This is a genomic window from Paenibacillus barengoltzii G22, from assembly GCF_000403375.2.
Lineage (GTDB): Bacteria > Bacillota > Bacilli > Paenibacillales > Paenibacillaceae > Fontibacillus > Fontibacillus barengoltzii.
On record NZ_KE159652.1, the window covers coordinates 340,009 to 364,298 of the forward strand.

The 24,290-nt window shown below is 50.3% G+C and carries 27 protein-coding genes and 2 riboswitches; of the genes, 16 read left to right on the forward strand and 11 right to left on the reverse strand.

The window, feature by feature from the left end:
- The coding region (locus C812_RS23045) for a helix-turn-helix domain-containing protein (protein WP_016310952.1) at positions 1-154 on the reverse strand (154 nt) is incomplete at its 3' end.
- A 291-nt stretch (positions 155-445) separates the two neighbouring features.
- On the opposite strand from C812_RS23045, the gene C812_RS01650 reads away from it, so the two are divergent.
- Positions 446-1,219, forward strand: a complete 774-nt coding sequence (locus C812_RS01650) for an SDR family oxidoreductase (RefSeq protein WP_016310953.1) — start codon at positions 446-448, stop codon at positions 1,217-1,219.
- A gap of 110 nt (positions 1,220-1,329) precedes the next feature.
- On the opposite strand, the gene C812_RS01655 is transcribed toward C812_RS01650, so the two are convergent.
- Entirely contained in the window at positions 1,330-1,575 is a 246-nt protein-coding gene (locus C812_RS01655) for a NifU family protein (RefSeq protein ID WP_009224772.1), read from the reverse strand.
- A 78-nt stretch (positions 1,576-1,653) separates the two neighbouring features.
- Here C812_RS01655 and C812_RS01660 point away from each other — a divergent pair, with 78 nt between their 5' ends.
- A complete protein-coding gene (locus C812_RS01660; protein WP_016310954.1) occupies positions 1,654-1,887 on the forward strand; it encodes a YuzB family protein in 234 nt (77 codons plus the stop codon).
- Between the two features lie 21 nt (positions 1,888-1,908).
- Here the strand turns inward: C812_RS01660 and mqnE are convergent, their stop codons facing one another.
- Positions 1,909-3,015, reverse strand: coding sequence for an aminofutalosine synthase MqnE (gene mqnE / locus C812_RS01665; RefSeq protein ID WP_016310955.1), 1,107 nt, complete (start codon positions 3,013-3,015; stop codon positions 1,909-1,911).
- Between the two features lie 195 nt (positions 3,016-3,210).
- Here mqnE and C812_RS01670 point away from each other — a divergent pair, with 195 nt between their 5' ends.
- On the forward strand, positions 3,211-3,567 hold the full coding sequence (locus C812_RS01670; RefSeq protein ID WP_016310956.1) for a HesB/IscA family protein: 357 nt from the start codon (positions 3,211-3,213) through the stop codon (positions 3,565-3,567).
- Positions 3,568-3,611: 44 nt separating this feature from the next.
- Here the strand turns inward: C812_RS01670 and C812_RS01675 are convergent, their stop codons facing one another.
- Both C812_RS01675 and C812_RS01680 read right to left on the reverse strand, forming a co-directional pair.
- On the reverse strand, positions 3,612-4,805 hold the full coding sequence (locus C812_RS01675) for an AI-2E family transporter (RefSeq protein ID WP_016310957.1): 1,194 nt from the start codon (positions 4,803-4,805) through the stop codon (positions 3,612-3,614).
- A gap of 170 nt (positions 4,806-4,975) precedes the next feature.
- Positions 4,976-5,200 (reverse strand): hypothetical protein, encoded by a 225-nt coding sequence (locus C812_RS01680; RefSeq protein WP_009224804.1) that lies wholly within the window; start codon positions 5,198-5,200, stop codon positions 4,976-4,978.
- A 196-nt stretch (positions 5,201-5,396) separates the two neighbouring features.
- On the opposite strand from C812_RS01680, the gene C812_RS01685 reads away from it, so the two are divergent.
- Positions 5,397-6,059 carry a YheC/YheD family protein gene (locus C812_RS01685; RefSeq protein ID WP_016310958.1) on the forward strand — a complete coding sequence of 221 codons (663 nt, stop codon included), beginning with the start codon at positions 5,397-5,399 and terminating at the stop codon, positions 6,057-6,059.
- Positions 6,060-6,283: 224 nt separating this feature from the next.
- Entirely contained in the window at positions 6,284-6,427 is a 144-nt protein-coding gene (gene sda, locus C812_RS01690) for a sporulation histidine kinase inhibitor Sda (RefSeq protein ID WP_016310959.1), read from the forward strand.
- Positions 6,428-6,821: 394 nt separating this feature from the next.
- On the opposite strand, the gene C812_RS01695 is transcribed toward sda, so the two are convergent.
- The gene (locus C812_RS01695; RefSeq protein ID WP_016310960.1) at positions 6,822-7,820 is read right to left on the reverse strand and encodes an NAD(P)/FAD-dependent oxidoreductase; all 999 of its coding nucleotides are present in this window, start codon (positions 7,818-7,820) and stop codon (positions 6,822-6,824) included.
- 443 nt (positions 7,821-8,263) lie between these two features.
- On the opposite strand from C812_RS01695, the gene C812_RS01700 reads away from it, so the two are divergent.
- The gene (locus C812_RS01700; RefSeq protein ID WP_016310961.1) at positions 8,264-9,457 is read left to right on the forward strand and encodes an NAD(P)/FAD-dependent oxidoreductase; all 1,194 of its coding nucleotides are present in this window, start codon (positions 8,264-8,266) and stop codon (positions 9,455-9,457) included.
- A gap of 1 nt (position 9,458) precedes the next feature.
- On the forward strand, positions 9,459-9,710 hold the full coding sequence (locus tag C812_RS01705) for a hypothetical protein (protein WP_016310962.1): 252 nt from the start codon (positions 9,459-9,461) through the stop codon (positions 9,708-9,710).
- A gap of 60 nt (positions 9,711-9,770) precedes the next feature.
- Here the strand turns inward: C812_RS01705 and hemQ are convergent, their stop codons facing one another.
- Complete coding sequence (hemQ, locus tag C812_RS01710) at positions 9,771-10,517, reverse strand: hydrogen peroxide-dependent heme synthase (protein ID WP_016310963.1); 747 nt, start codon at positions 10,515-10,517, stop codon at positions 9,771-9,773.
- A 291-nt stretch (positions 10,518-10,808) separates the two neighbouring features.
- Here hemQ and C812_RS01715 point away from each other — a divergent pair, with 291 nt between their 5' ends.
- Positions 10,809-11,102, forward strand: coding sequence for a YuiB family protein (locus tag C812_RS01715; protein ID WP_016310964.1), 294 nt, complete (start codon positions 10,809-10,811; stop codon positions 11,100-11,102).
- 75 nt (positions 11,103-11,177) lie between these two features.
- On the opposite strand, the gene C812_RS01720 is transcribed toward C812_RS01715, so the two are convergent.
- Positions 11,178-11,513 (reverse strand): helix-turn-helix domain-containing protein, encoded by a 336-nt coding sequence (locus tag C812_RS01720; protein WP_016310965.1) that lies wholly within the window; start codon positions 11,511-11,513, stop codon positions 11,178-11,180.
- An 88-nt stretch (positions 11,514-11,601) separates the two neighbouring features.
- Entirely contained in the window at positions 11,602-12,234 is a 633-nt protein-coding gene (gene sipW / locus C812_RS01725; RefSeq protein ID WP_016310966.1) for a signal peptidase I SipW, read from the reverse strand.
- Positions 12,235-12,803: 569 nt separating this feature from the next.
- Positions 12,804-12,888: riboswitch (cyclic di-GMP riboswitch) on the forward strand.
- A 34-nt stretch (positions 12,889-12,922) separates the two neighbouring features.
- Here sipW and C812_RS22160 point away from each other — a divergent pair.
- The 3 genes from C812_RS22160 (at position 12,923) to dnaI (ending at position 15,833) form a co-directional block, all read left to right on the forward strand.
- On the forward strand, positions 12,923-13,090 hold the full coding sequence (locus C812_RS22160) for an anti-repressor SinI family protein (RefSeq protein ID WP_164744191.1): 168 nt from the start codon (positions 12,923-12,925) through the stop codon (positions 13,088-13,090).
- Positions 13,091-13,291: 201 nt separating this feature from the next.
- Positions 13,292-14,842 (forward strand): DnaD domain protein, encoded by a 1,551-nt coding sequence (locus C812_RS01730; RefSeq protein WP_016310968.1) that lies wholly within the window; start codon positions 13,292-13,294, stop codon positions 14,840-14,842.
- Positions 14,843-14,879: 37 nt separating this feature from the next.
- Complete coding sequence (dnaI, locus tag C812_RS01735) at positions 14,880-15,833, forward strand: primosomal protein DnaI (RefSeq protein WP_016310969.1); 954 nt, start codon at positions 14,880-14,882, stop codon at positions 15,831-15,833.
- 96 nt (positions 15,834-15,929) lie between these two features.
- On the opposite strand, the gene C812_RS22165 is transcribed toward dnaI, so the two are convergent.
- A complete protein-coding gene (locus C812_RS22165; protein WP_009224819.1) occupies positions 15,930-16,085 on the reverse strand; it encodes a hypothetical protein in 156 nt (51 codons plus the stop codon).
- A 266-nt stretch (positions 16,086-16,351) separates the two neighbouring features.
- Between C812_RS22165 and trxA the strand changes: the two genes are divergently transcribed.
- Positions 16,352-16,669, forward strand: a complete 318-nt coding sequence (gene trxA, locus C812_RS01745) for a thioredoxin (RefSeq protein WP_009224820.1) — start codon at positions 16,352-16,354, stop codon at positions 16,667-16,669.
- A 144-nt stretch (positions 16,670-16,813) separates the two neighbouring features.
- Positions 16,814-18,631 (forward strand): excinuclease ABC subunit UvrC, encoded by a 1,818-nt coding sequence (gene uvrC, locus C812_RS01750; protein WP_036624516.1) that lies wholly within the window; start codon positions 16,814-16,816, stop codon positions 18,629-18,631.
- Here the strand turns inward: uvrC and C812_RS01755 are convergent.
- On the reverse strand, positions 18,591-20,303 hold the full coding sequence (locus C812_RS01755) for a CPBP family intramembrane glutamic endopeptidase (RefSeq protein WP_036624517.1): 1,713 nt from the start codon (positions 20,301-20,303) through the stop codon (positions 18,591-18,593). The genes uvrC and C812_RS01755 overlap by 41 nt on opposite strands.
- Before the next feature lie 350 nt (positions 20,304-20,653).
- A riboswitch (cyclic di-AMP (ydaO/yuaA leader) is annotated at positions 20,654-20,820 on the forward strand.
- 66 nt (positions 20,821-20,886) lie between these two features.
- Between C812_RS01755 and C812_RS01760 the strand changes: the two genes are divergently transcribed.
- From C812_RS01760 to C812_RS01770, 3 genes are read left to right on the forward strand one after another with little or no spacing between them, the layout of a single operon-like run.
- Positions 20,887-22,230, forward strand: a complete 1,344-nt coding sequence (locus C812_RS01760) for a TrkH family potassium uptake protein (RefSeq protein ID WP_036624237.1) — start codon at positions 20,887-20,889, stop codon at positions 22,228-22,230.
- 17 nt (positions 22,231-22,247) lie between these two features.
- On the forward strand, positions 22,248-22,913 hold the full coding sequence (locus C812_RS01765) for a potassium channel family protein (protein ID WP_016310973.1): 666 nt from the start codon (positions 22,248-22,250) through the stop codon (positions 22,911-22,913).
- 39 nt (positions 22,914-22,952) lie between these two features.
- Entirely contained in the window at positions 22,953-24,233 is a 1,281-nt protein-coding gene (locus C812_RS01770) for an ArsB/NhaD family transporter (RefSeq protein ID WP_016310974.1), read from the forward strand.
- Positions 24,234-24,290: the final 57 nt, after the last annotated feature.

The following is a 24,290-nucleotide window of genomic DNA, read 5'->3' on the forward strand; positions in this document are numbered from 1 at the left end:
TATCCACATCTGTAATCTGATCTCGGTATGCTCGAATCCAGGTTCGAATGGTTTCTGGGTGCAGGTCATACGACCGGGCAAGCACCCCCACCTTAATCCCGGACAGAGCTTCTCTTACTACCTTTAAACGAAATTCATCTTTGGCTTTTCCCATAACTGAATCCTCTCCCTTATTTCCATTGTAAATCCTTGTAGGGGAGGACTCCAGTTTATTTAGGGGGCCTTAGGGAAAGTACATCTAATTGGAGGCAATTTAGCGCTTAAAGACACTTTTGGCGGAAACAAGCTGCACTTTTACAGTTAAACGCATGCAAAGGCGCATTTAAATGAAACTTAACTGTACTTTTGCATTTGAAGAATTGGATCGTATGCCGCGGCGGTTTGTGGGAATCCTTTAAATCTTTTATACTTAAAGGGATAGCACCTGGGAGGAGGAGAAGGAACGTTGCATGGCAAAGTTGCCTTAATAACCGGGAGCGCCAAAGGCCTCGGGAAGAAAACAGCGCTGACGCTGGCAGAACAAGGCTGCCATATCGCGCTGAATTATGTACATAGCAAAGCGGAAGCGCTCTCCCTCCAATCGGATATCGAGCGCCTGGGCGTCCGCTGCATCGCAGTGCAAGCCGACGTCTCGCGCCGGGAGCAAATCGAGGACCTGGCCCGGCAAGTGAACGAGCAGCTTGGCACGATTGACATCCTGGTCAACAACGCCGGACCGTTTATCCGCGAACGCAAGCTGTTCGCTGACTACAGCCAGAGTGAAGTGCTGGCCATGATCGAAGGGAATTTGGTGGGCAGTTTGCTGCTGGATCATCTCGTACTGCCTGGGATGCGGGAGAAGAAATGGGGGCGGATTATCCATTTCGGCTTTGGTCATGCCGCGGAGTCGCGCGCCTGGCCGCATCGGGCGGTTTATGCCGCAGCGAAAACCGGGCTGGTGTCTTTCACCAAGACGCTGGCCGTCGAGGAAGCCCCTTATGGCATCACTGTAAATATGGTTTGCCCCGGCGACATTCGAGGGAACCAGAAAGAGATGTCGATCCATGAAGTTCGCGGTCTCCGCGATGGAGAGACGCCGCTGGGACGTCCGGGAAGCGGGGAGGATATCGCTCGCGTGATTGCGTTTTTGTGTCATCCGGATTCGGATTTCATCACCGGCAACATTATGGACATCTCCGGCGGACTCGACCCGATCCGGCCGTGGATCAAGCCTTCATAAGCGGGTCTCACCGACCCGACAACAAAAAAACCCGGCCTTCCGACATTTTGCCGGAGCCGGGTTTCGTTTAAAACCCTCCTGCTGAAGAGCAATAATTCATGGATTGCGGATTAAAATACTTGTACGACCTCTTCTACGCCTTCCACTTCTTCAAACAGAGCGCGTTCGATCCCTGCTTTGAGGGTGATCGTGGAGCTTGGGCAGCTGCCGCAGGCACCCATCAGTTTCAGTTTCACGATGCCGTCTTCTACGTCGACGAGTTCGACGTCGCCACCGTCACGTTGCAGGAAAGGCCGCAGTTTGTCCAATACTTCCAATACTTCATCATACAATTTATCTTGTACGTTTTCACTCATTGTTTTCAACTCCTTTCTTGCCTTATTATATTACAAAAAGTCAAAAATTTAAATGCTTCTTCATGGGGAGGACGGAAGATGAAACCGATCCTTGAATATTGTACGAACAATGCCAGTTTGGGCACGGACGAAGCGATTCGGAAAGTGAAGGAGCAAGTCGATTGTGATATTTATGAGTACGGCTGCCTGACCGCTTGCGGCACGTGTTATTTGTTTCCGTATGTGCTGGTTGACGGCGAGCAGGTGGAGGGGGAAGATGCGGACCAATTGGCCGAACGTATCCTGCAAAAAATCAGGGAGGCCCATCCCTAACGAATAGGACTCCCTGACGTATTATTCGTAGACCTTCAGTTCGTTGTAGAACGTATCCCGTTCAACCGGTATGCGTCCGGCCCCTTTGACGAGCCAGATCAGTTCTTTCAACGTTAAGCCTTCCGGAGTTTGCGCACCAGCCGCATGGCTGATTTGCTCCTTCAGAATCGTGCCGTGCACGTCCGAAGCCCCGAAGGCTAAGGCAACCTGCGTCAACTGGACGCCGATATTGATAAAGTAAGCTTTGATGTGCTGGATGTTATCCAACATCAAGCGGCTGATCGCGATCGCTTTGAGATCCTCAAAGGCCGAGTTGCGGCGCATGATGCTGGCGTTCTTATTACGCGGTTGCATGGACAACGGAATAAATACTTGGAACCCGCCGGTTTCATCCTGCAGATCGCGGATTTGCAGCATATGACGAACGCGATCTTCGTAGGATTCGATGGAGCCGTACAGCATCGTCGTTGGGGTCTTCATTCCCAATTGGTGCGCCGTCCGATGGACGTCCAAATATTGGTCGACGTTGGCTTTCTCCACCTTCATCTTCTCCCGATATTGATCCGACAAGATCTCCGCACCGCCGCCAGTTAAGGATTCAAGGCCGGCTTCTTGCAGCCGCATCAGCACTTCCTTCGTGCTCAAACCGCTGAGCCGGGTGAAGAATTCGATCTCCGCCGCCGTATACGCCTTGATGGTCACATGCGGGAAGTTCTCTTTCAGCGCTTTGAGCGAGTCCACATAATATTGGAACGGCACGTGGTTGTTGTGCCCGCCTACGATATGGAACTCACGGACGCCCGGGGTGATGTGCTGCTTCACGTAAGCGACCATTTCCTCCCCGGAAAGCGTATAAGCCCCTTCTTCTCCTTGATCCTTGCGGAAGCTGCAAAACGCACAATGCGATTCGCAGACGTTCGTGAAGTAGAGGCTCATATTTTCGATAAAATATACCTTTTTCCCGTTCTTACGCAGGTTAACTTCATTTGCTAATTGCCCAATCGTCAATATATCATTGCTCTCATATAGATAGACACCGTCTTCGAGGTTGAGGCGTTCGCCTTGGCGGACTTTGTCCACAATTTCGGCCATTCTCTTGTCGGTGTTTGGGGTGACTACAGTGAACATGACGTTCCCTCCGTTTCCAATTGCATAAATACCTCGTATCCTAACAGTATGAATTACCTACCTATTATAAACCTCACATTCCAAGCGGGCAATAAGCCGAGGGTGAAGAGATAAAGATTGGCAACTAGAAAGATCACAGTTGTTGAGCGATTGGAGGAGAAGGAGTATAATTTTTCGTAAAGGAGTGAGTGCATAATGATCAATATTAGCGACAGCGCCATGGCGCGGATTAAAGATATGATAGCTCAAGAAGAAACCCCTAATATGTTCCTGCGTGTCGGAGTGAATCCCGGCGGTTGCAGCGGCTTTTCCTATGGAATGGGCCTGGATGATCAGGAGAGCGAACAGGATGTCTATATGGACATCAAGGGGCTGAAAGTCGTTGTGGATAAGGACAGCATCCGTTATTTGAACGGTCTGGAGATCGACTTCAAGGAATCCGGCATGAGCGGCGGCTTCACCATCCACAACCCGAACGCCATCGCCACCTGCGGCTGCGGGCAATCGTTCCGCTTTAAGGACGAGGAAGGCGCGCCGCAACCTTGCGATTGATTGGATACAAATTAAGGACTCTTCCCATCGGAAGAGTCCTTTTTTCATGACTGTGATTCAGGCGGAGGCTCGGGAAGCTCAACCTGCTCAGCGGCAGTCGCATTCGGTTCCTCATACAAATGAGAGCGCCGTTCGAACCATTGGAACAGATGGGTGAAGATCACCTTCAGCACAGCGTAGCCCGGTACGGCGAGGATCACGCCCAGTACACCAAACAGATTGCCGGCGGTGAGGATCACGAAGATGATGGTGATCGGATGAATGCGTAACGTCTTGCCCATAATTTGCGGCGAAATGAACTTGCCTTCGATGAGCTGGACAACCGTCCAGACGACGATCAGCTTCAGCAGCATGATCGGCGAGGTAACGATGGCCACGATGATCGCTGGGGTGATCGCGATCGCCGGCCCAAGGTACGGAACGATGCTCGTGAACGAGGCGATGATCGCCAGCGTCAGCGAATAATCCAGGCCGATGATCACGAAGCCGACATACATCAGCGCCCCGATGCAGAAGCTGACGATAATTTGCCCGCGGATGTACGAGCTGATCTGGTTGTTCATCTCGGTCATCACATGGTGCGTCTGTTCACGGAAGCGTACGGGCACGTAACGCAGGATGAACTTCGGCAGCTTCTTGCCGTCCTTCAACAGATAGAATAAGATGAACGGCACGGTGATGATGGCCAGCACGACGTTCTTAACGGCTCCAAGGAAGCCGCCGATGCCGGACCAAGCGTTGTTCAGCAAAGCGGTCCCTCGCTCCGATAATGTGTGGGACAGATCGTCCAGATTAAAGCCGGTCGACTCTTGGACTTGATGGAAGAAGTTGCTGCCGATCAAGCTTTCGAACTGTCGCTGCACCTCCGCCGTATATCGAGGTAAATTTTCAATCAAACTCAAAATCTGCTCCTGAACCAACGGGATCACGGTCATAATCAACACCGTGAGGATCCCCGCGATAAACAGATATAACCCGGTAATCGTGTAGACTCGGCGGATGCGCTTCGTTTCCAGCCAATCCACCAGCGGATTGAGCAGATAATAGATCGCTCCGGTAAGCAGAATCGGGAGCAAGACCGTTTTGAGCAACACCGTAATAGGTCTAAACACGAACGGAATATGGGCGAACACCAATATATTCAAGCCAATTAGCAAGACAACGAGCAAAAACACCACAAAACGGTTATTTAGAAAAAACCTTTTGAATCGGTCCCCCCAAGGTTGCGTACTTCCCATGCCAATAGAACCTCCTGTATCTTTCTACTATCCCCAAGTCACGATAATTTCTATGTAGTAATACGCATAAATGTGATTTGGTTCCCGTTTTTTTGTGAAAAAAAGCCCGGAAGCGATCTACAAGCGATGCTCCGAGCTTTTTCTGTGCGGTCAGGAGCTCCCGACCTGCTTTAGAAAAATTGACGATTTACCATCATAACGACCATGCAGGCCGCTGCCAGAGAAAAGACGATACAGCCGATTCCGAGACCTTTACGCGTTGTTCTGGCCATTTTGATACCCGTGAGGAACAATGCGACGGTAATGCCGGCCAGTACCAACGACATGGCGATCATGGCAAACCAATAGAGGACCTCGAACAGAGCTGCCTCAAATGAAGAACCTTCTGTATTCAAAGCTTGTGAACTCTCCTTCCTCTGCTAGTCATAGACCAACGTCTCCCCTTAATATACGCGAAAACCCTCGCTTTGCATAGAAAGACCCTGCCTGACAGCCGTACCGGAGAAAGGGCTTAAGCCTTGGACAATCATCCAAGAATACGAATCTACAAATGAGTACTATACCGTATAGTGAGAGGAAGGGGATGGTGTCATGGTGGGGAGACAATTGGCCAATAAGTGGCTCAAGACCGAAGCGCTTCTCAGCAACGCGGTCGTGGCCGCCCACATACCGCAAACCCGATTGTACAGCGCCGATTCGTTAAGAAGCATGCTGCATCAGTTCGGCATGGTCGTCATTAAACCCCTCCGCGGCGGCGGGGGGTATGGTGTAATTAAGGTAACTTATGCAGGCGGAGTTTATGCTTATACCTATATGTCCCGGACACGCACGTTTTCCAGCTTTGAAGCGATGTTTCGTTCCTTAAACCGAGTGAAGGTCGGACGTAAGTATATGATCCAGCAAGGGATTCATTTGGCCCGAATTGCCGGACGCCCGATCGACTATCGGGTGAAGGTCGTGAAAGAGAACGGAGTTTGGGTTTATCGCTCCATGGTCGGCCGGTTAGCCCGACCTGGGTTGTTCGTGACCAACTTGTGTAAGGGCGGGACGATGCTTAGTGCCCGTGCGGGGCTCAGCCGGTCCCTGGGCCGCAAAATTGCCGCCAGCAAGAAACGGGAGATGCGTACGTTAACGAATATGAGCATACAGATTCTGGAGGCTCGGTTTCCGGGGATCGGGCAGCTTGGGTTTGATTATGGTGTAGATCGGAACGGAAAGATCTGGATTTTTGAGGTAAATACGCGGCCACAATAAGCTCGGATTGTCGGAAAATAAAAAAATTTTTGGAGAAAAATGGGAACAGATGTCCTGTGAATAACTTTTGTCCACATTATCCCACTAGCTTTTTCAACGGTTTTCGATATTTACTAACACGTTATTCACAGGATTTCCACAAGGGTTTGTGGATAACAAGAACACTTGTTCTACTAAACTTTTCCTGTTATGATGGGGAAAATACTAGAAAGGATGTGTTATCAATGGCGCTGTTAACGGATGAGTTGCTCCTCGAATCCTATCAGAAAGCAACCGAACTGCAGTTGGATCGGGAGTTTATCGCACTGCTGTTAGCAGAAATTCGCAAACGCGAATTAGAGCTTACCGCGCCGTCCGTTTTGCACTAATTGTGGACAACCTGGCTTACTTCAATAAGAAGGATATAGTTATCCCCAACCATCAAGGCGCCTGCCAGGCGTTGACATGATAAATATAAGCTTCATGACAATGCGGACACTGAACGACATGTTCGCAGCCCGAAGGAATACGCGCGGAGATGGCTGAGGTATACTGATCAGCGGATCCGTAGGGACTGTAAGGCCCGGCGTAATCTTCTTTTTTTCCAGCATTCTCTAGAATGTGTCCGCAATCGGGGCAGGTGGCGTTTAATGAAGCCAAACCGTTGCATAACGGGCATATATATGGCAAAGGGTATCTCTCCTTTACGATATGATCTTCCGTAAAGGTAAGATACCCTTTTGTTTACTAGAACATGTAAGAACGTGAATTCACTGCTTATGGTTACAGCTTCAAGTTACTGCTGTGACCTGGGGACAACTTCGCTTCTGGATCGATATAGACCTTAGCGTTGTTGACCGCTGTCGGTGCTTCGCCGAATCCGACCGCAATCAGGTCCAATTTGCCGGGATATGTCGTAATGTCACCGGCCGCAAAAATACCTGGAATCGAGCTTTCCATCCGGGAATCGACGACAATAGCGTTGCCTTCAATCTCAAGGCCCCATTCTGCGATCGGTCCGAGCGACGAGACAAATCCGAAGTTGACGATCACGTCGTCCACAACGATCTCTTGAGTCTCCTTCGTCTTAACGTGCGCCAGCGTGACGCGTTCGATGCGATCGTCACCGTGAAGCTCTGCGATTTCCGTTGGGGTAATGACTTGGACGCGGGAAGCCATCAGCTTCTCAACGCTGTGCTCATGCGCCCGGAATTTATCGCGGCGGTGAATCAGCGTCACTTGCTCAGCGATCGGCTCCAGCATCAGTGCCCAGTCGACTGCGGAGTCGCCGCCGCCGCTGATCAACACTTTTTTGCCGCGGAACCGGTTCATATCGCTGACGAAATAATGCAGGTTCGTTTGCTCGAAGTGGGCTGCATTCGGAAGATCCAGACGACGAGGTTCAAACGCGCCAACTCCGGCAGTAATGATAATGGCACGCGCATAGTGAACGCCCTTATCGGTGGTCACCACAAAATGGCGCTCTTCTTTCTTCTCAATTTGCAGCACCCGTTCCTCCAGACGTACGTCCGGTTCGAACAGCTTTAATTGTTCATGCAAGTTGTTGATCAACTCTTGCCCGGTCACTTTAGGAAAGCCAGCCACGTCATAAATATATTTCTCAGGGTAAAGGGCAGCCACTTGCCCCCCAAGCTGAGGCATACTTTCAATCAGTTTAACAGAAGCTTTTCTCATTCCGCCGTAAAAAGCGGCAAACATACCCGCCGGTCCACCACCAACAATCAGAAGGTCTGTGAATTCGGCGTTATTTTGGGTTGACACGTGTCAAACACCTCCAGATGGTTTCTTTTTTCTCTATAACTAAAATGTCAATTCTACTTTATTATAATGGTCGAATCCCTGGTTTGGAAAGGCAAGATGAAAAGTGTCGAAAATCTGGAATATAATCCGTTGAAAGTCCTATAATTACGGGTAAAATAAGACTTGATCTTTTAGGCAAAAGCCGATATCATTCAAATGTATGCATTCATATTTGTGACGAAAAAAGTACATTTATGATTATACGACAGAAGACTTTTGCTCATCCTACAAATAAGGTTTAAACTAGTACTAAAATGTGACAAATGTCTCTGGATTGACCAAATGTGTGGATGACTGAAACGGTTTGAGTTGGTACAGAGTGGTTTTTTATGTGTTAATTTTCACATTGCGTTATTGGCTTTAAATCAAATATAGAGTGCGTAATATTGGAAGGAGAAAAATACATGAGTACCATACCCAAAATAGTGATTCTTGGTGCGGGTTATGGCGGCATTCTTACCGCGCAGCGGCTGCAGAAAGAGTTGAACTACAATGAAGCGGACGTCACTCTAGTGAATCGGCATGATTATCACTACTTCACGACGCATCTGCATATGCCGGCAGCCGGGACGGACTCCATTGAACATACCCGAGTGGCCATATCCAAATTAATTGACGAATTTAAAATCGATCTTGTGAAATCGAATGTGCAGGAGATTCGTCTGGCCGACAAGAAGGTCGTGCTGCAGGACGGAACCCTTTCATATGATTATCTGGTGATCGCGCTGGGCGGCGAACCGGAATCCTTTGGCATCCCGGGCCTGACGGAATATGCAATGACGATCCGCAGCATCAATTCCGTGCGCTTGATTCGCCAGCATATCGAATATCAATTTGCCCTATATAAAATGGACGAAAGCCGGACTGACCGTTTGAACTTCGTTGTTGGCGGTGCGGGTTTCAGCGGCATTGAATTCGTTGCCGAGCTGGCTGACCGGATTCCGCAGCTGTGCAAGGAGTACGACGTTGATCCAAATCTTGTTAACGTGTACAACGTAGAAGCTGCACCAACAGTTCTGCCGGGCTTTGATCCGGAGTTGGTTGAATATGCGATGGACGTACTGAAGAAGAAGGGTGTACAGTTCAAGATTGGCGTAGCGATCAAGGAATGCACGCCGGATGGTGTTATTTTGGCCACGGGTGAGGAAATTAAGTCGCAAACCGTTATTTGGACCGGCGGGATCCGCGGGAACCGTCTCATTGAAGCGGCAGGTTTCGAGACCGCGCGCGGTCGCGTGAAGGTCGACGATTATTTGCGTGCACCTGGTCATGATCATGTCTTTATCATCGGGGACAATTCGCTGATGTTTAATCCGGAAGGGCGCCCATACCCGCCTACGGCCCAAATTGCCATGCAGCAAGGGGTTACCTGTGCGCAAAACGTGGTGGCGGCCATTCGCGGCAAAGAGCTTAAGAAATTTGTGTTCAGCAATAAAGGAACCGTAGCTTCGCTGGGTAAAGGGGAAGCGATCGCCAGCGCATTTGGGAAGAAATATAAAGGTTGGGTTGCAGCCCAATTGAAGAAGCTGGTGGATATGCGTTATCTGTTCATTATCGGCGGGATTCCGCTGGTGTTGAAGAAAGGAAGATTCTTCTAAGATGCGTCACTGCAGCGTACAGGTTCGAGGGCTGCTCACGCGGGATGAGCTGGATCGCTATAACGCCTTGATGGAAGTGGGATCTTACCTGGAATCGCAGCAGCGTTACGATTTGGCTTATACGGTGCAGAAGGAAGTGGACCTTCTGATCCAGCCAGCCATCGAACGGCTGAAGGAGAAGAGCCGGGAACGCGATCGGGCGACGGCGGAGTTCCTGAAGTCGATGGAGGCAGAGGCGGAAGCGGAAGATTAAAAGAATAGGAAAGGGTGTGTCGCACGAGGCGGCACACCCTACTTTTTTATCGATATGGAGTTACACTTTCAACATCTCGTCCAAACGCTCTGCATTCAGCAGATTGCCGACGTAAAAAGCACCAAACTCGCCAAAACGTGCGCTGACTTCGTCAAACCGCATTTCATACACCAGCTTCTTAAATTGCAGGGCATCGTCGGCGAATAGAGTTACGCCCCATTCCCAATCGTCGAGTCCTACGGAACCGGTAATGATCTGCTTCACTTTGCCGGCATAGCTGCGGCCGATCAGGCCATGGCTGCGCATCATTTCGCGGCGCTGTTCCATCGTCAGCATGTACCAGTTGTCGGAGAGTTCCCGCTTTTTGTTCATAGGATAGAAGCAGATATGGTTCGTCTTCGGGAGGATCGGCTGCAGACGGGCCATCACTTCTGGATTTGCCTTCGGGTCACCGCCGCCGGATGCGAGATAATTGCTAAGTTCTACAACGCTGACGTAGGAGTAGGCTTTGGTCGTATATTCAGCAAAAGTTGTTTTGTTAAAGGCCGTCTCCAAAGCGTTCAACTCTTCCAGGCTTTCGCGCAGGTGCATGAACACGAGGTCGGCTTTCTGTCCGACGATCGAATACACCGCAGTGCTGCCCGTTTTGGATTCCTCCATCAAATCCCATTCTTTCAGGAACGTATGCAGCTCCTCCAGAGCCCCGGCGCGTTCTTCATCATCTGCCGCTTTCCAGGCGGTCCAATCGATCGTGCGGAAATCGTGAAGCGCATACCAACCTTCTAAGGTTAGAGTAGCTTCGTTCATGTATAATCACTCCTAGATTCATTCTGATCCTCATTTACGAATTGCCAATACGTATCTTATTGTATCGCATGGAGCCTAAACGGAGCAAATCGATTCACTTATTTTTCATGTAAAGTTCATTGCTTCGTTACATAATATCTAGTAAACTTACTACTAGCTTGATGAAGTGTGATTTACTTTATAGTCAATGAAGATTCGAAAAAAAGTTTGGACGCTGCATACCTTCATTGACCGCTTCGTGATCGAAAGATGCCTTTTTGAATGACCTATAGAAGGGTGGGGGAAGAGTCGATGGGTTGGCTCATCGTACTGGTGCTGATGGTTCTCTTCTTCGTGATGATGTTCGGCATCGGTTTCATTTTGAATATGTTAATGAAAACAACCTGGTTTCCGGCGTACGTCTTTATCATCGTCATTTTGCCGGTTGTGGTCTATACGCTGTGGGACCATGAACAGAGCTTCGGGACCTATCTGGCATCGTTCCGGCTGGTCGATTATTTGACGGCATTCGCCGGGCTGTGCGGGGCGATCCTGAGCGGTTGGACGATTCGAAAGCTGCGGCTAGGCGGATACAAAATGTTTTAAAACAAAAGCGCGAGTGCCTCGGGATACCTCTGAGGTCTCGCGCTTTTTCTCTGTGTACATTTACTAGTTGTATCGTTATTCCTGCTGGGTTCGCTTCCATTTCTGATATTCAAGGAAATCCTTAAATTCCTTCTTGCTGACGCCCGAAGTCATCGCTTCCTGCACCAACTCCGACCATTCCGGATCAAGTAATTCCGGTGCGGGGCGGTCGCCGTACAATAGCAGGTTGATCGAGACGTTGAGAGCGTCGGCTATCTTCTGGATGAAGGAAATCGAGGGATTCGATTGAATATTACGCTCCACGTTGCTGAGGTAGGATTTTGCCACATCCGCCTTCTCCGCCAGCTCGGACAAGGAGTACCCTCGGTCTTGCCGTAGTTTCTGAATACGCTCGCCTATATGTTCTGCCATGTAGCCGTCGCCCTTCTATCAGAAAAATATTTTTTGATGTCATTATATCAGAATAAATGATATCGGACAAAGGTGTTAAGTCGGATGTTCAACGATGCATTTGTCCTTGTTCGGCTTGGTTTGATGCGTCAATTCTGGCTGGGGACTTCGCGTCCGACTGCAAATGATGCACTTCCGGTTTTTCATCTTCTAGTCTGGCGATCGCTTTCCACAGGACAACAACCGTATAAAGAAATAAGAGGAGTCCTGGGAGGATCAACAGGGTGACCTTCCCTGTTTTCGAATCGGCAAAACTTAAAATATAGCCCGCGTACGGTATGTTTAATCCGGTATATACGCCGGTTACATGCGCAGGGTGTACCAGTTTCACATCGGCAGCATTGTTATTATCGCCTTTTGTTCGATACAGCACCTGGCCGCTGTGTTCGTCCTGTGTCACCTCAACAATCCGGTGGGTTATCCGCTTGTTATCCCTGGACTGAAAGGTGATGACGTCGCTGACGTTAAAACGGGTCATATCTCCGCCCGGTTGAATGATCACGACGGAACCTCTTGGGATGACAGGGTCCATTGAGTCGGACAGAACTGTGCTTAGCTGATAACCATAGATGGTCGATTCGCTATCGAAAACCTTTGAGAGTACCACTGAGCCCGCCACGGTAAAGAAGGCCGCCGCCATTAGGAACGTCAGCGCGTTGCCTAACCATTTACGAATGCGCATGATATTCACCTACTTCCGAAGGAATCGCGTTCTCTTACGCCAACGTCGTCCTCCCCATCCTTCGGCTCGGACAGAATCGGCAGGTTTCATTTCCGTGTGATCCTCGCGTACGTTGGTGAATTCGCCAAAGCTTGTGTCAACCTGGCGGGTTCATAAGTGCAGAGTCGAGAAAATCAATTCGGATTACTTCCTGTTGTTCGCTATTAATTTCGTTATTGAGAACGGATGCTGTGATTCGAATATACCCGAAATGTTTAAGGATAGGAAAGGCGAAAATCCAGCAATTTGTTCTTAAACAGGAACAATTATCTTTCTTTTCCTGAGAATATCTAGTAATTTTCATCCGTTTTCACAGTTTGTGTTCTCTATAAGAAACAATGTTTAGCTCTCGATCAGTGTCGAATTTTGGCCCAATCTGACAAGAGGGTTCGGGATTAAACAAAATAAGCTATCTTTTTCGACGAAAACGGGTTGGTGAATTTACGTAGAATGACATACTTTTCAAATTTTAGACGCTATAATAATTAGCAAGATGCTTACTAACTAAGGAGATGCATTAGCTCAGAAGCACCAGATAAGGGTAAACCTGCTGAAAAGCAGGGGCGCAAAGTCTCAGATCTAAGGTAGGAATACTAAGATGGCTGGACTGCCTGGGACAAAACCAAATGATCTTAGGAGGAGATTGTTGTTGAAGAAATCCGCCCAGGTTATTTCTTATGACCCCGGCAACGTTGACCCGGAATGGGTGATTTTACTCGCCATGGCAAAAGAGGAGGGGGTCTCGATTGATGAAGTTCGGCGTTTTTTAGCCGGAGATCGCTCTTATTTAGAAGAGTGGCATTTACATAACAAATAGATGAAGAAGAAGAGAGGTCAAGGGCCGCCCTATCAGGGGGCGGTTCTTTTTTTGGGGTTATTCGACCGAGAACATAAGCCCTGGTGCAGCTCAGGAAGAAAAAGGGAGATTTTTGTAGGCTGGGGGCGATTCAGGACGACGTCTTTTATGCTAAAATAGAGGAAGTCTATTTGGACGTGATAGGGAAGGAGCGATGAAGCCGTGCGCATGAACAACATGCTGCATTTTACTGAAAATCACCGTTATTGCGTATATCGTGACTTCGGACTCAGTCCCGTCGATGGCAGAATGCTAGGTTTGATCTATCAACCGATGGTCGGGGCGTTCGCAATTTCGCTGTACCGATTGCTTGCGGAGCATGTTCCCCAGGAGCAGGTTGGATATTCGGAGGTGGAGCAGCAGCGGAAGCTGTTCCTGACCCTTGGCCTCGATCCAAGCGAGAAAGGGCGGAAGTTTCTGATTGAGCAGACATCCCGGTTGGAGGCGGTCGGGCTGCTTCAGACGAACCGGCTCTATGTTCCGGACAGCGATGATTATATTTACGAATATGAGCTTCAGGCCCCGCTGGCACCGGCGGAATTTTTCCGGACACAGCATCTGACTTTGCTGCTGCGAGATAAGATCGGGAAGTTCGCGGTGCTGTCTCTGCGGGAGCAGTTGTTCCGCGGAGAACCGGAGGCATGGTCAGGAGTTGGCCTGAATAAGGAAAATATTACGGTTCCGTTCTATGAGATCTTTGAGCTGAACACGCATTCGATAGATTATGAGCTGGAGCAGGCGATCGCCGAGACGTCGATCGCTAGGCAGCCGGGGCTCAAGCTGGCGCTGGAAGAGGATGCGATCAACTATGCGGACATCATCCTGCGTTTTCCGCGCGAGTCCCAGAACCGCTCCTTCGTTGAGGCGCTGCGCTTTGACCCGGAAGGGATGGGGGTGGTGAATTATGTGGCCCGCAAGTACGATTTAAGCGTCCAGGATATTTGCCGGCTGTTGGACGAGGACGGGGTCTTTGATCCAGGCGGCGGGATCCTGTTGGATGCGCTCCAGCACAGGGCCAACCTGCAGTTCCGCCAAGGCAAGCGCCGTCAGGAGGAACGCGAGGTGGCTTATGGCAAAATCGTCGCGTTGCGCGGTGAGGAGCCGCAGGCAGAAGACGATTCCGTTCAAGCGGGGGGCGTGGCGGAGGAGGTTGCGGTCCAGATGGAGTATTACGTGGACGTACCGCCGCAATTCCAAAGCAAATGCGATATTCATCAATATAATATGATGCTTCGCAATGAGCCGTATACCCGGTTGCTGAAGACGTTCTTCCCGGGATCGATTCCGGATAACTTGCTGGACATTTTCGAGAAAATCGATCTGAATTACAAGCTGCCCGGCGAAGTCATCAACGTACTGATCCATTATTTAATGTCCTTGCTCACCTCAGGCGGGGAGCAGCGGATCAATCGCAATTTCATCGATGCGATCGCCGCGAACATGCTGCTGAAGCAGATCAACACGTATGAGCAGGCCGTGCAATATATCCGCGACCAGTCGAAGGTGAAGGAGAAGGTCAAGGAGAAATCCAGCGGTGCCGCCTCCGGAGGAGGCCGGGCGCGAACTTATGGCAGCCGCGGAACGAAGCCTAAGCCGGAAATCCCAATTGTGGAGCGGACAGGCCAGGAGACGGCTGTATCGGAAGAAGAGTTAGCTGAACTGATTAAGATGGCGGAGCGTATGCAATCCGGCAAACATAAAAAGGAAGTCTGAGTCCGTTTTGGCTTGGGGGAGGAAGGTGACACAACCTATGGAATCACTGGGGGAACTGCTGACGCAGATGAAAAGCACGCAATTCAAACAACGCTCCGAGGAGCTGACCACACGTCTGATGAATGACCCGCTGGTGAAGGAACTCCGGGACCAACATCCGGAGCTGGGACAGGAGCAGCTAACTCGCGGGATGGCTAAGCTGTATCAATACATCAACGACAGCAAGCACTGCGCGAACTGCCCGGGCTTGGAGCAATGTCCCAACGATTTCCCTGGCCATTATACGAAGCTGACGGTCGAGCAGGTGGGCGGAAGCCCGCAGCTTGTGGATCGTCAGGTGCCATGCCCCAAGCAACTGCAATATGAGCGCGAATTGTCCGTTAAGAAACGGATTCATAGCTTCTATGTAGATGAACGGGCGCTGGAAGCCGGTTATGACGAAGTGGAAATTATGACGAAGGATGCCATGCGTGCTCCGGCGGTAGGACAAGTGTTCCGCTATATTAATGAAACGAAGGAATCTGGATTGCAGACGAAAGGGCTGTATCTGGAAGGGCCGTTTGGCACCGGCAAAACGTTCTTGATGTGCTATCTGCTGCACGAACTGGCGAAGGAAGGTTACTCTGGCGCCATCGTCTATATGCCGGAATTTGTGGAAGAGCTGAAGAGCATGCTGCAGGACAGCGACAAGCTGCGCGAAACGGTGGAAATGATGAAGCAGGTAGACCTGCTGATCTTTGACGATATCGGTGCGGAGAACCTGAATCCGTGGGTGCGCGACCATGTCATGGGCGCAATTTTGAATTATCGAATGAACCGGAAGCCCACGTTCTACACATCCAACTATTCCTTGGGTGCACTGGAGAAGCATTTGAGCTTTACGAGCAAGGACGGGGAAGAGCGGCATAAAGGCCAACGCTTAATGGATCGGATCGCTCCGTTCGTTACCGTGGTTCAGGTGAATGGGACGAATAAGCGCGGTCAAGCGTAATCATGGAACATCCGCGGACATAAGTTAAAGAGCCGAGCACCTCCCTTCGCGGGGGAGCACCCGGCTCTTTCGTTTAATTCGAGGTCTGGTTACCGCCTAGCTGGCGATAAATTTAATGATGACCATGCCGAAGAAAATCACGATCATGAACGTCAGCATGCCAAAAAAGCCGTTCATCAAATCAAACAGATCGTTGCGGGGTTCTTCGTTGATATGCTGCCGCGGATCGTTCGCATGCGTGTTAGCATCCATGGCGATGGGCCTCCTCAGGAAATTATCGTCTCGTCAATGAAATATGTCATAGACAATCCGTTTTCAGGTTATTCTTAGTATAACCAAACTTTTTTCGTTTTGTAAAGAAGGCGTTACCATACACTTTCTTTTTTTCAGTGTAGTATGGTATAATGTGTTCGGCAACAGCTTTTTGGGCTGACTGCTCCATTTTTTCGACTACCAGTTGTTTGCGCTTCAGCCATGAATGGGCTAGGCCGGGCAACCCAAATAAGGAGGAAATTATCATGGCTATCGTGAACGTATCCGATCAGTCCTTCAATGCGGAAATCGAAGGACAAGGTCCGGTTCTTGTTGATTTTTGGGCTCCATGGTGCGGCCCTTGCAAAATGATCGCTCCGATTTTGGAGGAGCTGGACGCAGAAGTGGGTGACTCCGTGAAGATCGCGAAGCTGAACGTGGATGACAATCCAGAAACAGCTTCCCGTTTCGGCGTGATGAGCATTCCTACGCTGATCCTGTTCAAAGACGGTCAACCGGTCGATAAAATCGTCGGATTGAACTCGAAGGACACGTTGAAGAACCTGATCGCTAAACATCAATAATCCAGACGATCAGGCGCGTCGCTTGACGCCTTGGATGACGCCTCCGGTTTGGGCCGGAGGCGTTTTCTGCGTTAACCTGGAGTGGAGAAAGGAGGAGGAAGCTTGGACACATCGGCTAATGAAACGTTAAGTTATGAGAAAGCGATGGAGCGAATCCAACATAAGCTGGCGCTGCTGCCCGATTCCCCGGGTTGTTATTTAATGAAGAACAAGGACGGTAAGATCATTTACGTCGGTAAAGCCAAAGTGCTGAAGAACCGGGTCCGTTCCTATTTTACAGGCAGCCATAACGGGAAAACCCAGCTGCTCGTATCCGAGATCCGCGACTTCGAATACATCGTGACCGCGAGCAATATGGAAGCACTGATCCTGGAATGTAACCTGATCAAAGAACATCATCCGCGTTATAATATCCTCCTGAAGGATGACAAGACGTTCCCCTACATCAAAATAACGAATGAACCGCATCCCCGGCTGGAAGTCACCCGGCGGGTGCTTAAAGATAAAGCGAAATATTTTGGCCCGTATCCTAACGCTTACGCGGCTCAGCAAACGAAGAAGCTGCTCGACCGCATGTACCCGCTGCGCAAATGCAACGTAATGCCTAAGGAAGTGTGCTTGTATTATCACATCGGCCAATGCTTGGCACCTTGCGTATATGAGGTCGAGAAGGAAACGTACGAGAAGATGACCCAGGAGATCATCTCGTTCCTGAGCGGCGGGCATGAGGAAATCAAGAAAGAGCTGGAGCGCAAAATGCACGAGGCAGCCGAAGCCCTGCAATTCGAGCGGGCTAAGGAGCTGCGCGACCAGATCATCAACATCGATGCGGTGATGGAGAAGCAGAAGATTACCGTGACCGATGCGAAGGACCGCGACGTGTTTGGGTACGCCGTAGACAAGGGCTGGATGTGCGTACAGATTCTGTACATGCGTCAGGGGAAAATGATCGAACGGCATGCGTCGGTCTTTCCGTTCTACGGTGACGCCTACGGCGACTTTATGTCTTATGTGACGCAGTATTACAGCGATAACCCGGCCTTGCCGCAGGAGATTCTGCTGCCGGAGAAGCCGGAAGAACAAGAGGAAGCCGGCGCGCTTGACGCTCCAACCGCCTTGCAGGAGTGGCTGGGCGTGAAGACGCTGGTGCCGCAGCGCGGCTTAAAGCGGCAGATGACCAAGATGGCCGAGGAGAACGCGCGCATCACGCTGGATGAGAAATTCCGGCTGATCGAACGGGATGAGGAACGCACTTCGAAGGCGGCCGAGAATCTCGGCAAGGCGATTGGCTTGGAGTCCGTGTCGCGGATTGAAGCGTTCGATAACTCCAACATTCAGGGGACGAATCCGGTCTCGGCCATGGTGGTGTTCATTGACGGTAAGCCGGCCAAGAAAGAATACCGTAAATATAAAGTAAAAACCGTCAAAGGACCGGACGATTACGAAACGATGCGTGAGGTCATTCGCCGCCGCTATGAACGGGTGTTGAAGGAGAACTTGCCGCTGCCCGATCTGATCGTGGTTGACGGAGGCAAAGGGCAGATCTCGGCAGCCACCGACGTGCTGGAGAACGAGCTGGGCTTGCACATCCCGGTGTGCGGCCTGGTGAAGGACGCCAAGCATAAAACCGCACAGCTGATGGCGTTTGATCCGCCGGAGCCGGTCTATTTGCCGCGTGACAGCCAGGAGTTCTACCTGCTGCAGCGGATTCAAGACGAGGTGCACCGCTTCGCCATTTCGTTCCACCGTGAACAGCGCGCCAAGTCGATGGTCGCCTCACGGCTGGACTCCATCCCTGGCATCGGCGAGAAACGCCGGAAGGCGCTGCTTAAACATTTTGGATCGTTGAAAAAAATAAAAGAGGCCTCCGTCGAAGACTTTCGGCCTCTTTCTATCGGGGATAAATTAGCCCGTCAAATTCTTAATGCCCTTCGGGACGAAGATCCGCCAGAGGAGTCGTAAAATACGGCTCCTCTTTTGGTTGCGGAGGCGGGGTCTTTCGTTCCTTGCTTGGCGGGTTAAACAAGTAAATCACATACGCCACGATCGCCGGCAAGGCGATATAGAACAACCCGGCGACGATATTCAGCGCTCCGCCCATAAACATCAAGCTTAGGGCCATCAGAATGCTGTCGAAGATGACATGCGAGAAGACAACGGTCGCGAAGCCGTAACGCAGAAACACGAAGCTGAACAGCAGTCCGATAAAGGTTAATTCGATTGGGCGCGAAATGACCGGATAAATCGGGTACAACGTGTGGCCAAACGCCCAGATCAAGGTCGACAACAGGCAAGCGATAAAGGTGCTGCGGAACATTTTCTTCAGCATCGGGATCCCGAAGAGGCGATACACCGCTTCTTCCCCGATCCCGGCCACCCAAGCCAGCAGCGGGAACAATACCGGATACACCATGTTGTACGGCGATTGCGTTGCATCGGTCGTGGACCAGGTATGAATCGTGTGCTCTAAAATGAAGAACACCACGGATTGAACGCCTAACAGGATCAATGCCCAGGCATACCCATCGCCCACGGAGGTCAGGATGGAACGGCCATACCCTTCTTCCCTTGATCTTGCCCAGAGGTTGATGCCGTTCTTCCGCCACAGTCCGTCGCCGCCGACTAACGAGAAGTACACGGAAGCGGCCAGGAACAAGGTCACCAGACCTTGGAAGAAGAGGCCAAAGACGAGTACACCGGCTTCAAGGCCGTCTTTTTGGAACACCGGAATCATGTTGATCGTTCCAATCGTGGATAACACGAAGTAAGCCGACGCCAGGAAAATTCCCCGCTTAAACGAGGTATGAACTCGCGTCAGCGCGCTGTAAACGATCGCCAGAATGGCCAGCACGAACGTCAACAGGGCATAACCCGCATAGGTAAGCCAGCTGGCGATTTTGGTCTGCCCGGCAACGTAGTCCAGATGTGCCTGAGGTACACTAAAATAGCTCTCCAACGAAGAAACCTTACCGTATTCGAAGCTAAGCTTGATTTCCGCCTGCGATTCACCTAAGGTGTAGCCTTGGATACGGTAGAGGAGGCCTACATCCCCTTCACCGGAGGCCAGCTCCAAATCGCTTGGTTGAAATCCGAAAGCGTTCAGGTAAGGCTGTGCCAGCTCCTCTTTCTCCGCTAGCGTGAGATCCCCTTCCCATGCCTTCATGGAATCGGTCGTTTCCGATCCTACATCCAGCATCATCTGCTTGGTGGCGTTGCTGGAGGAACTAATCTCCTCGAAGCCAACGACTTTCCCCGTAGTCATATGAACATCTACGGTCACGGCGCTTAACGCTTCAGTGGGATCCGTGTAACGGACACGAAATACGTCATAGGGAAATTGCTTGTCATACGTTTTTAAGTATGGGGCGAGCAGATCGGCTTTGGTTAAGTAACCAAACAGATCAGAACGTGTTTCGTATGTAATTAATGCTTTATCCTTCGCGGGATTCGGCAGGTCGATCCCAAGTACCGATTGGACAAATTCACTTGCACTGGCGGCTGCTTCTTGTTTGCTGATCACCTCATTTGATTGCTGCAACTGCAACGATTCTGAATCGGTGGTCGGGAACAGTTGAACGGCCACGAACACAATGAATCCGAGGGCGGCCAGCAGCCACAGATTTTTGGTCTTCATCCTGCGGCGGCCGTTTGACGTCAAAGGGGAATTCACTCGCAAAACTCCTTTGTGATTAAGTTGAAATCAATTCTGGGAAACGTACTCTTCTTATAATATGAGGTATGTTTTTCGCTCAAGTACGTCAAAGTAAAGATAACACAGCTATCCCCCCTGCGCCAGACGGAGGGCAAAATTGACGAGAAACGGCAAAAACTTCGGCAAGTCTACGCATCATTTAGATTGGAGGGGAAGTTGATCTGCACAATCCCTGATTTCGTCTTTTTCTGGTCTTTTTCTTGAAAATAGAGCTTTGTGGTGGGACGCAATAAGGGATATAATCCATTTGACGAAAAATGAATGAAAACAATTGAAAAGATTGGCCGAATTTCGTAATGAAAACGGGGGAACCGTACATTTTGGGGTGAATTTCCCGGAGCTTCAACTTCTTACATGGGAGGATGAAGCGTCCGCGAATAGGGCAACTGGGCATGTCCGAATCCGTCAGCTAACCTCGTAGGCTTGTGCATCAGGAACCAAACACCGAAAGGCATTGGATTTCCAGTGCTTTTTTCTTTTGTTCTTTTTTCAGGAAGACGATGAGGTGAACGCGTTGAATACGAAGAAAATAAACCTTTCTCCGCCGCAGGTATTAGTGATTGGGTTTGCCCTCATCATTTTGCTGGGAAGTCTGCTGCTTATGCTTCCGATCTCCGGGACGTCCGGGGCACCGACGCCATTTGTTGATGCATTGTTTACGGCAACTTCGGCAACTTGTGTAACGGGGCTGTTTGTAGTGGATACGGGAAGGTATTTTTCAACTTTTGGCCATATCGTCATCATCTTGCTCGTCCAAATCGGGGGGCTTGGCTTTATGACCATGGCTACCTTGTTCTCCCTCGTCCTGAAACGGAGAATCTCGCTGAAAGACCGTCTCTTGCTCCAGGAAGCGATGAACCAAAATTCAATGGAAGGCATCGTTCGCTTAATTCGCAAGGTGCTGGTGTATTCGCTGCTGATTGAGTCCGGTGCAGCGGTGTTCCTTACCCTCCGCTGGGCCTTTGATATGCCGTTTGGCCGGGCGCTGTATTTTGGGATTTGGCATTCGATTTCCATGTTTAATAATGCAGGATTTGATCTGTTTGGGGATTACCGCAGTTTAATCCCCTATGTGAACGATCCTTTGATTAACATTGTATCCATCTTACTTATCGTGTCCGGCAGTCTTGGTTTTATTGTCTTGTCCGATCTGGCGGAGTATCGCAAGCATCGCAAATTGTCGCTTCATTCCAAGGTTGTGCTGTCGATGACGGCGGTCCTGATTGCGATTGGTACGATCGTCATTTTCGTGTTCGAATTCACGAATCCACGCACGCTGGAGCCGCTTAGCTGGAGCGGCAAAATCTGGGCCTCTTTATTTCAATCGGTCACGCCGCGTTCGGGAGGGGTGGTCACCCTTGATACCGGTTCGCTGCGTCAGGCTACGCAATTCTTCATGATCATCCTGATGTTCATTGGGGCTTCGCCTGGCTCAACAGGGGGCGGGATCAAGACGACTACCTTTACGATTCTTATCGGTGCGGTGATCTCCATGATCCGTGGACGGACGGATTTGGTGTTATTCCGTTACCGGATTGCTGAGGAACGGATCTCTAAGGCGCTGACGATTACGATGATGGCGCTGTTCGTCATCGTTGCTGTAGCGATGGTATTGTCCACTACTGAAGATGCAAATTTCCTCTCTATCTTGTTTGAGACGACCTCCGCTTTTGGAACCGTTGGATTATCGATGGGCTTAACGGAGCGTCTGACGGATTTTGGAAAAGTAGTGATTAGTCTTACGATGTTTGCCGGACGGCTGGGGCCTTTGACGCTCGCCTATGCGATTGGTCCAAGGAAGGGGAAAGAGTTGTATCGCCATCCAGAAGGTAAAATCATTATAGGATAAGGGGAAAATGGGCAAAAATGAAAAAGCAGCAGTTTGTGGTCATCGGCTTGGGGCGCTTCGGCTCGAGTCTGGCCTTGGAATTGATGGAGTTAGGATATGAGGTTCTGGGCATCGACCGGAATGAAGAGATCGTGGAAGAACTTAGCGATCGGCTCACGCATACCGTTGTCGCTGATGCCACAGAAGAAGAGGTGCTGAAGTCGCTGGGGGTTCGCAATTTTGATTGCGGCATCGTGGCGATTGGCACCGATATTCAAATGAGCATCCTGGCGGCCATTCTCCTTAAAGACCTGGGTATTAAAACGGTAGTCGCCAAAGCGATCTCGCTTCTGCACGGCCGGGCTTTAGAGAAGCTGGGAGTGGATCGGGTGATCTATCCGGAACGCGACATGGGGATTCGCGTGGCCCATCAGCTGGTTACTCCCAATCTGCTGGATTACATTGAACTGTCGAAGGAATACAGTATCGTCGAGATGAACGTTCCGGCATGCCTTCACCAGAAGTGCCTGGCTGATATTAATCCGCGGACGCGTTTTGGCTGCAGCATCGTGGCGATTCACCGAGATGGCGGTGTCTTGGTAGCCCCTACTGCGATGGATCAGTTAAATGAAGGCGACATTATGGTTATCATTGGGGCTAAGAAAAATATTGAGCAGTTTGAAACGATCATCAATCCATCATAAAATGGGAAGAAGGCTTACTAGCAGGGAACGGGGAATAGTATGGAACAACAGGCCATTTGGGCTTTAATCATTTTTTTGCTGACTTACGCACTTATTATTTCTGAGAAAATTCATCGAACGGTGCTGGCCATGGCGGGTGCGGCGCTCATGGTGATGTTTGGCATCCTTGACCAGGAGAGCGCAGTCCATCATATTGATTTCAATACGCTGGGGCTGTTGATCGGGATGATGATCATCGTGAACACGACAGCCAAGACCGGCTTATTCACTTACATTGGCATATGGACGGCGAAGCTGGCCAAAGGCAATCCGATCACTTTGCTGTGGTTGCTGGCGTTGATCACCGCGATAGGTTCAGCCTTCTTGGATAATGTCACGACCATTATTTTGATGGTTCCGGTGGCCTTTAGCATTACGCGGAGGTTGCGGGTCAAGGCATTCCCTTACCTCTTCTCCATGATTCTTGCCACGAATATCGGCGGGACGGCGACTTTAATCGGAGACCCTCCGAACATTATGATTGGCAGCGCCGTGAAGGAATTAACCTTCGTCGCCTTTATGGAAAATTTAGCGCCGGTCGCGTTGATCATTCTAGCTGTGATTTTGCCGCTGGGGATCTTGATCTTCCGCAAAGAGTTGAAGAAGGGCTTTGCTCATCAGCAGAGCTTGATGGAGATCAGTCTAGAGGGCTTGATTACGGAGAAAAAGCTGCTCGTCAAGTGCTTGTTCGCATTGGGGTTGACGTTGCTCGGCTTTTTCCTTCATCAATACATCCATTTGGAGACGGCGACGATTGCGCTGGCGGGTGCTTTCCTGTTGCTGCTCATGACCGGCGAATACGTGATGGAACAAGCCTTCCGCTCGGTGGAATGGCCCACTATCTTCTTCTTCGTCGGTTTGTTCGTCTTAGTCGGCGGGTTGGTTGAAACGGGAATCATTACGAGAGTGGCCGAAGAGGTAATGCGGCTGACAGGAGGCGATCCGCTGACCACCTCGATGCTGATCCTCTGGCTGAGTGCGTTGGCGTCGGCGTTTATCGATAATATTCCACTCGTAGCAACGATGATCCCGATGATTCAAGACATGGGCGGAATGGGGATTCAGAACTTGGAGCCGCTATGGTGGAGCTTAGCGCTCGGCGCTTGTCTTGGTGGAAACGGGACATTAATCGGAGCCAGCGCCAATTTGATCGCTGCCGGGATGTCCGCCAAGGAAGGGGAACCGATCAGTTTTCTAAAATATATGAAATACGGCCTCCCGTTGATGATTGTTACCATTATAATCTCCAGTCTCTACGTGTACTTGCGATACTTCATATAAAATGGACAAGCTGCCGTTGATCCAGGTGTTCACCTGGAAGCGGCAGCTTTTTTTGGT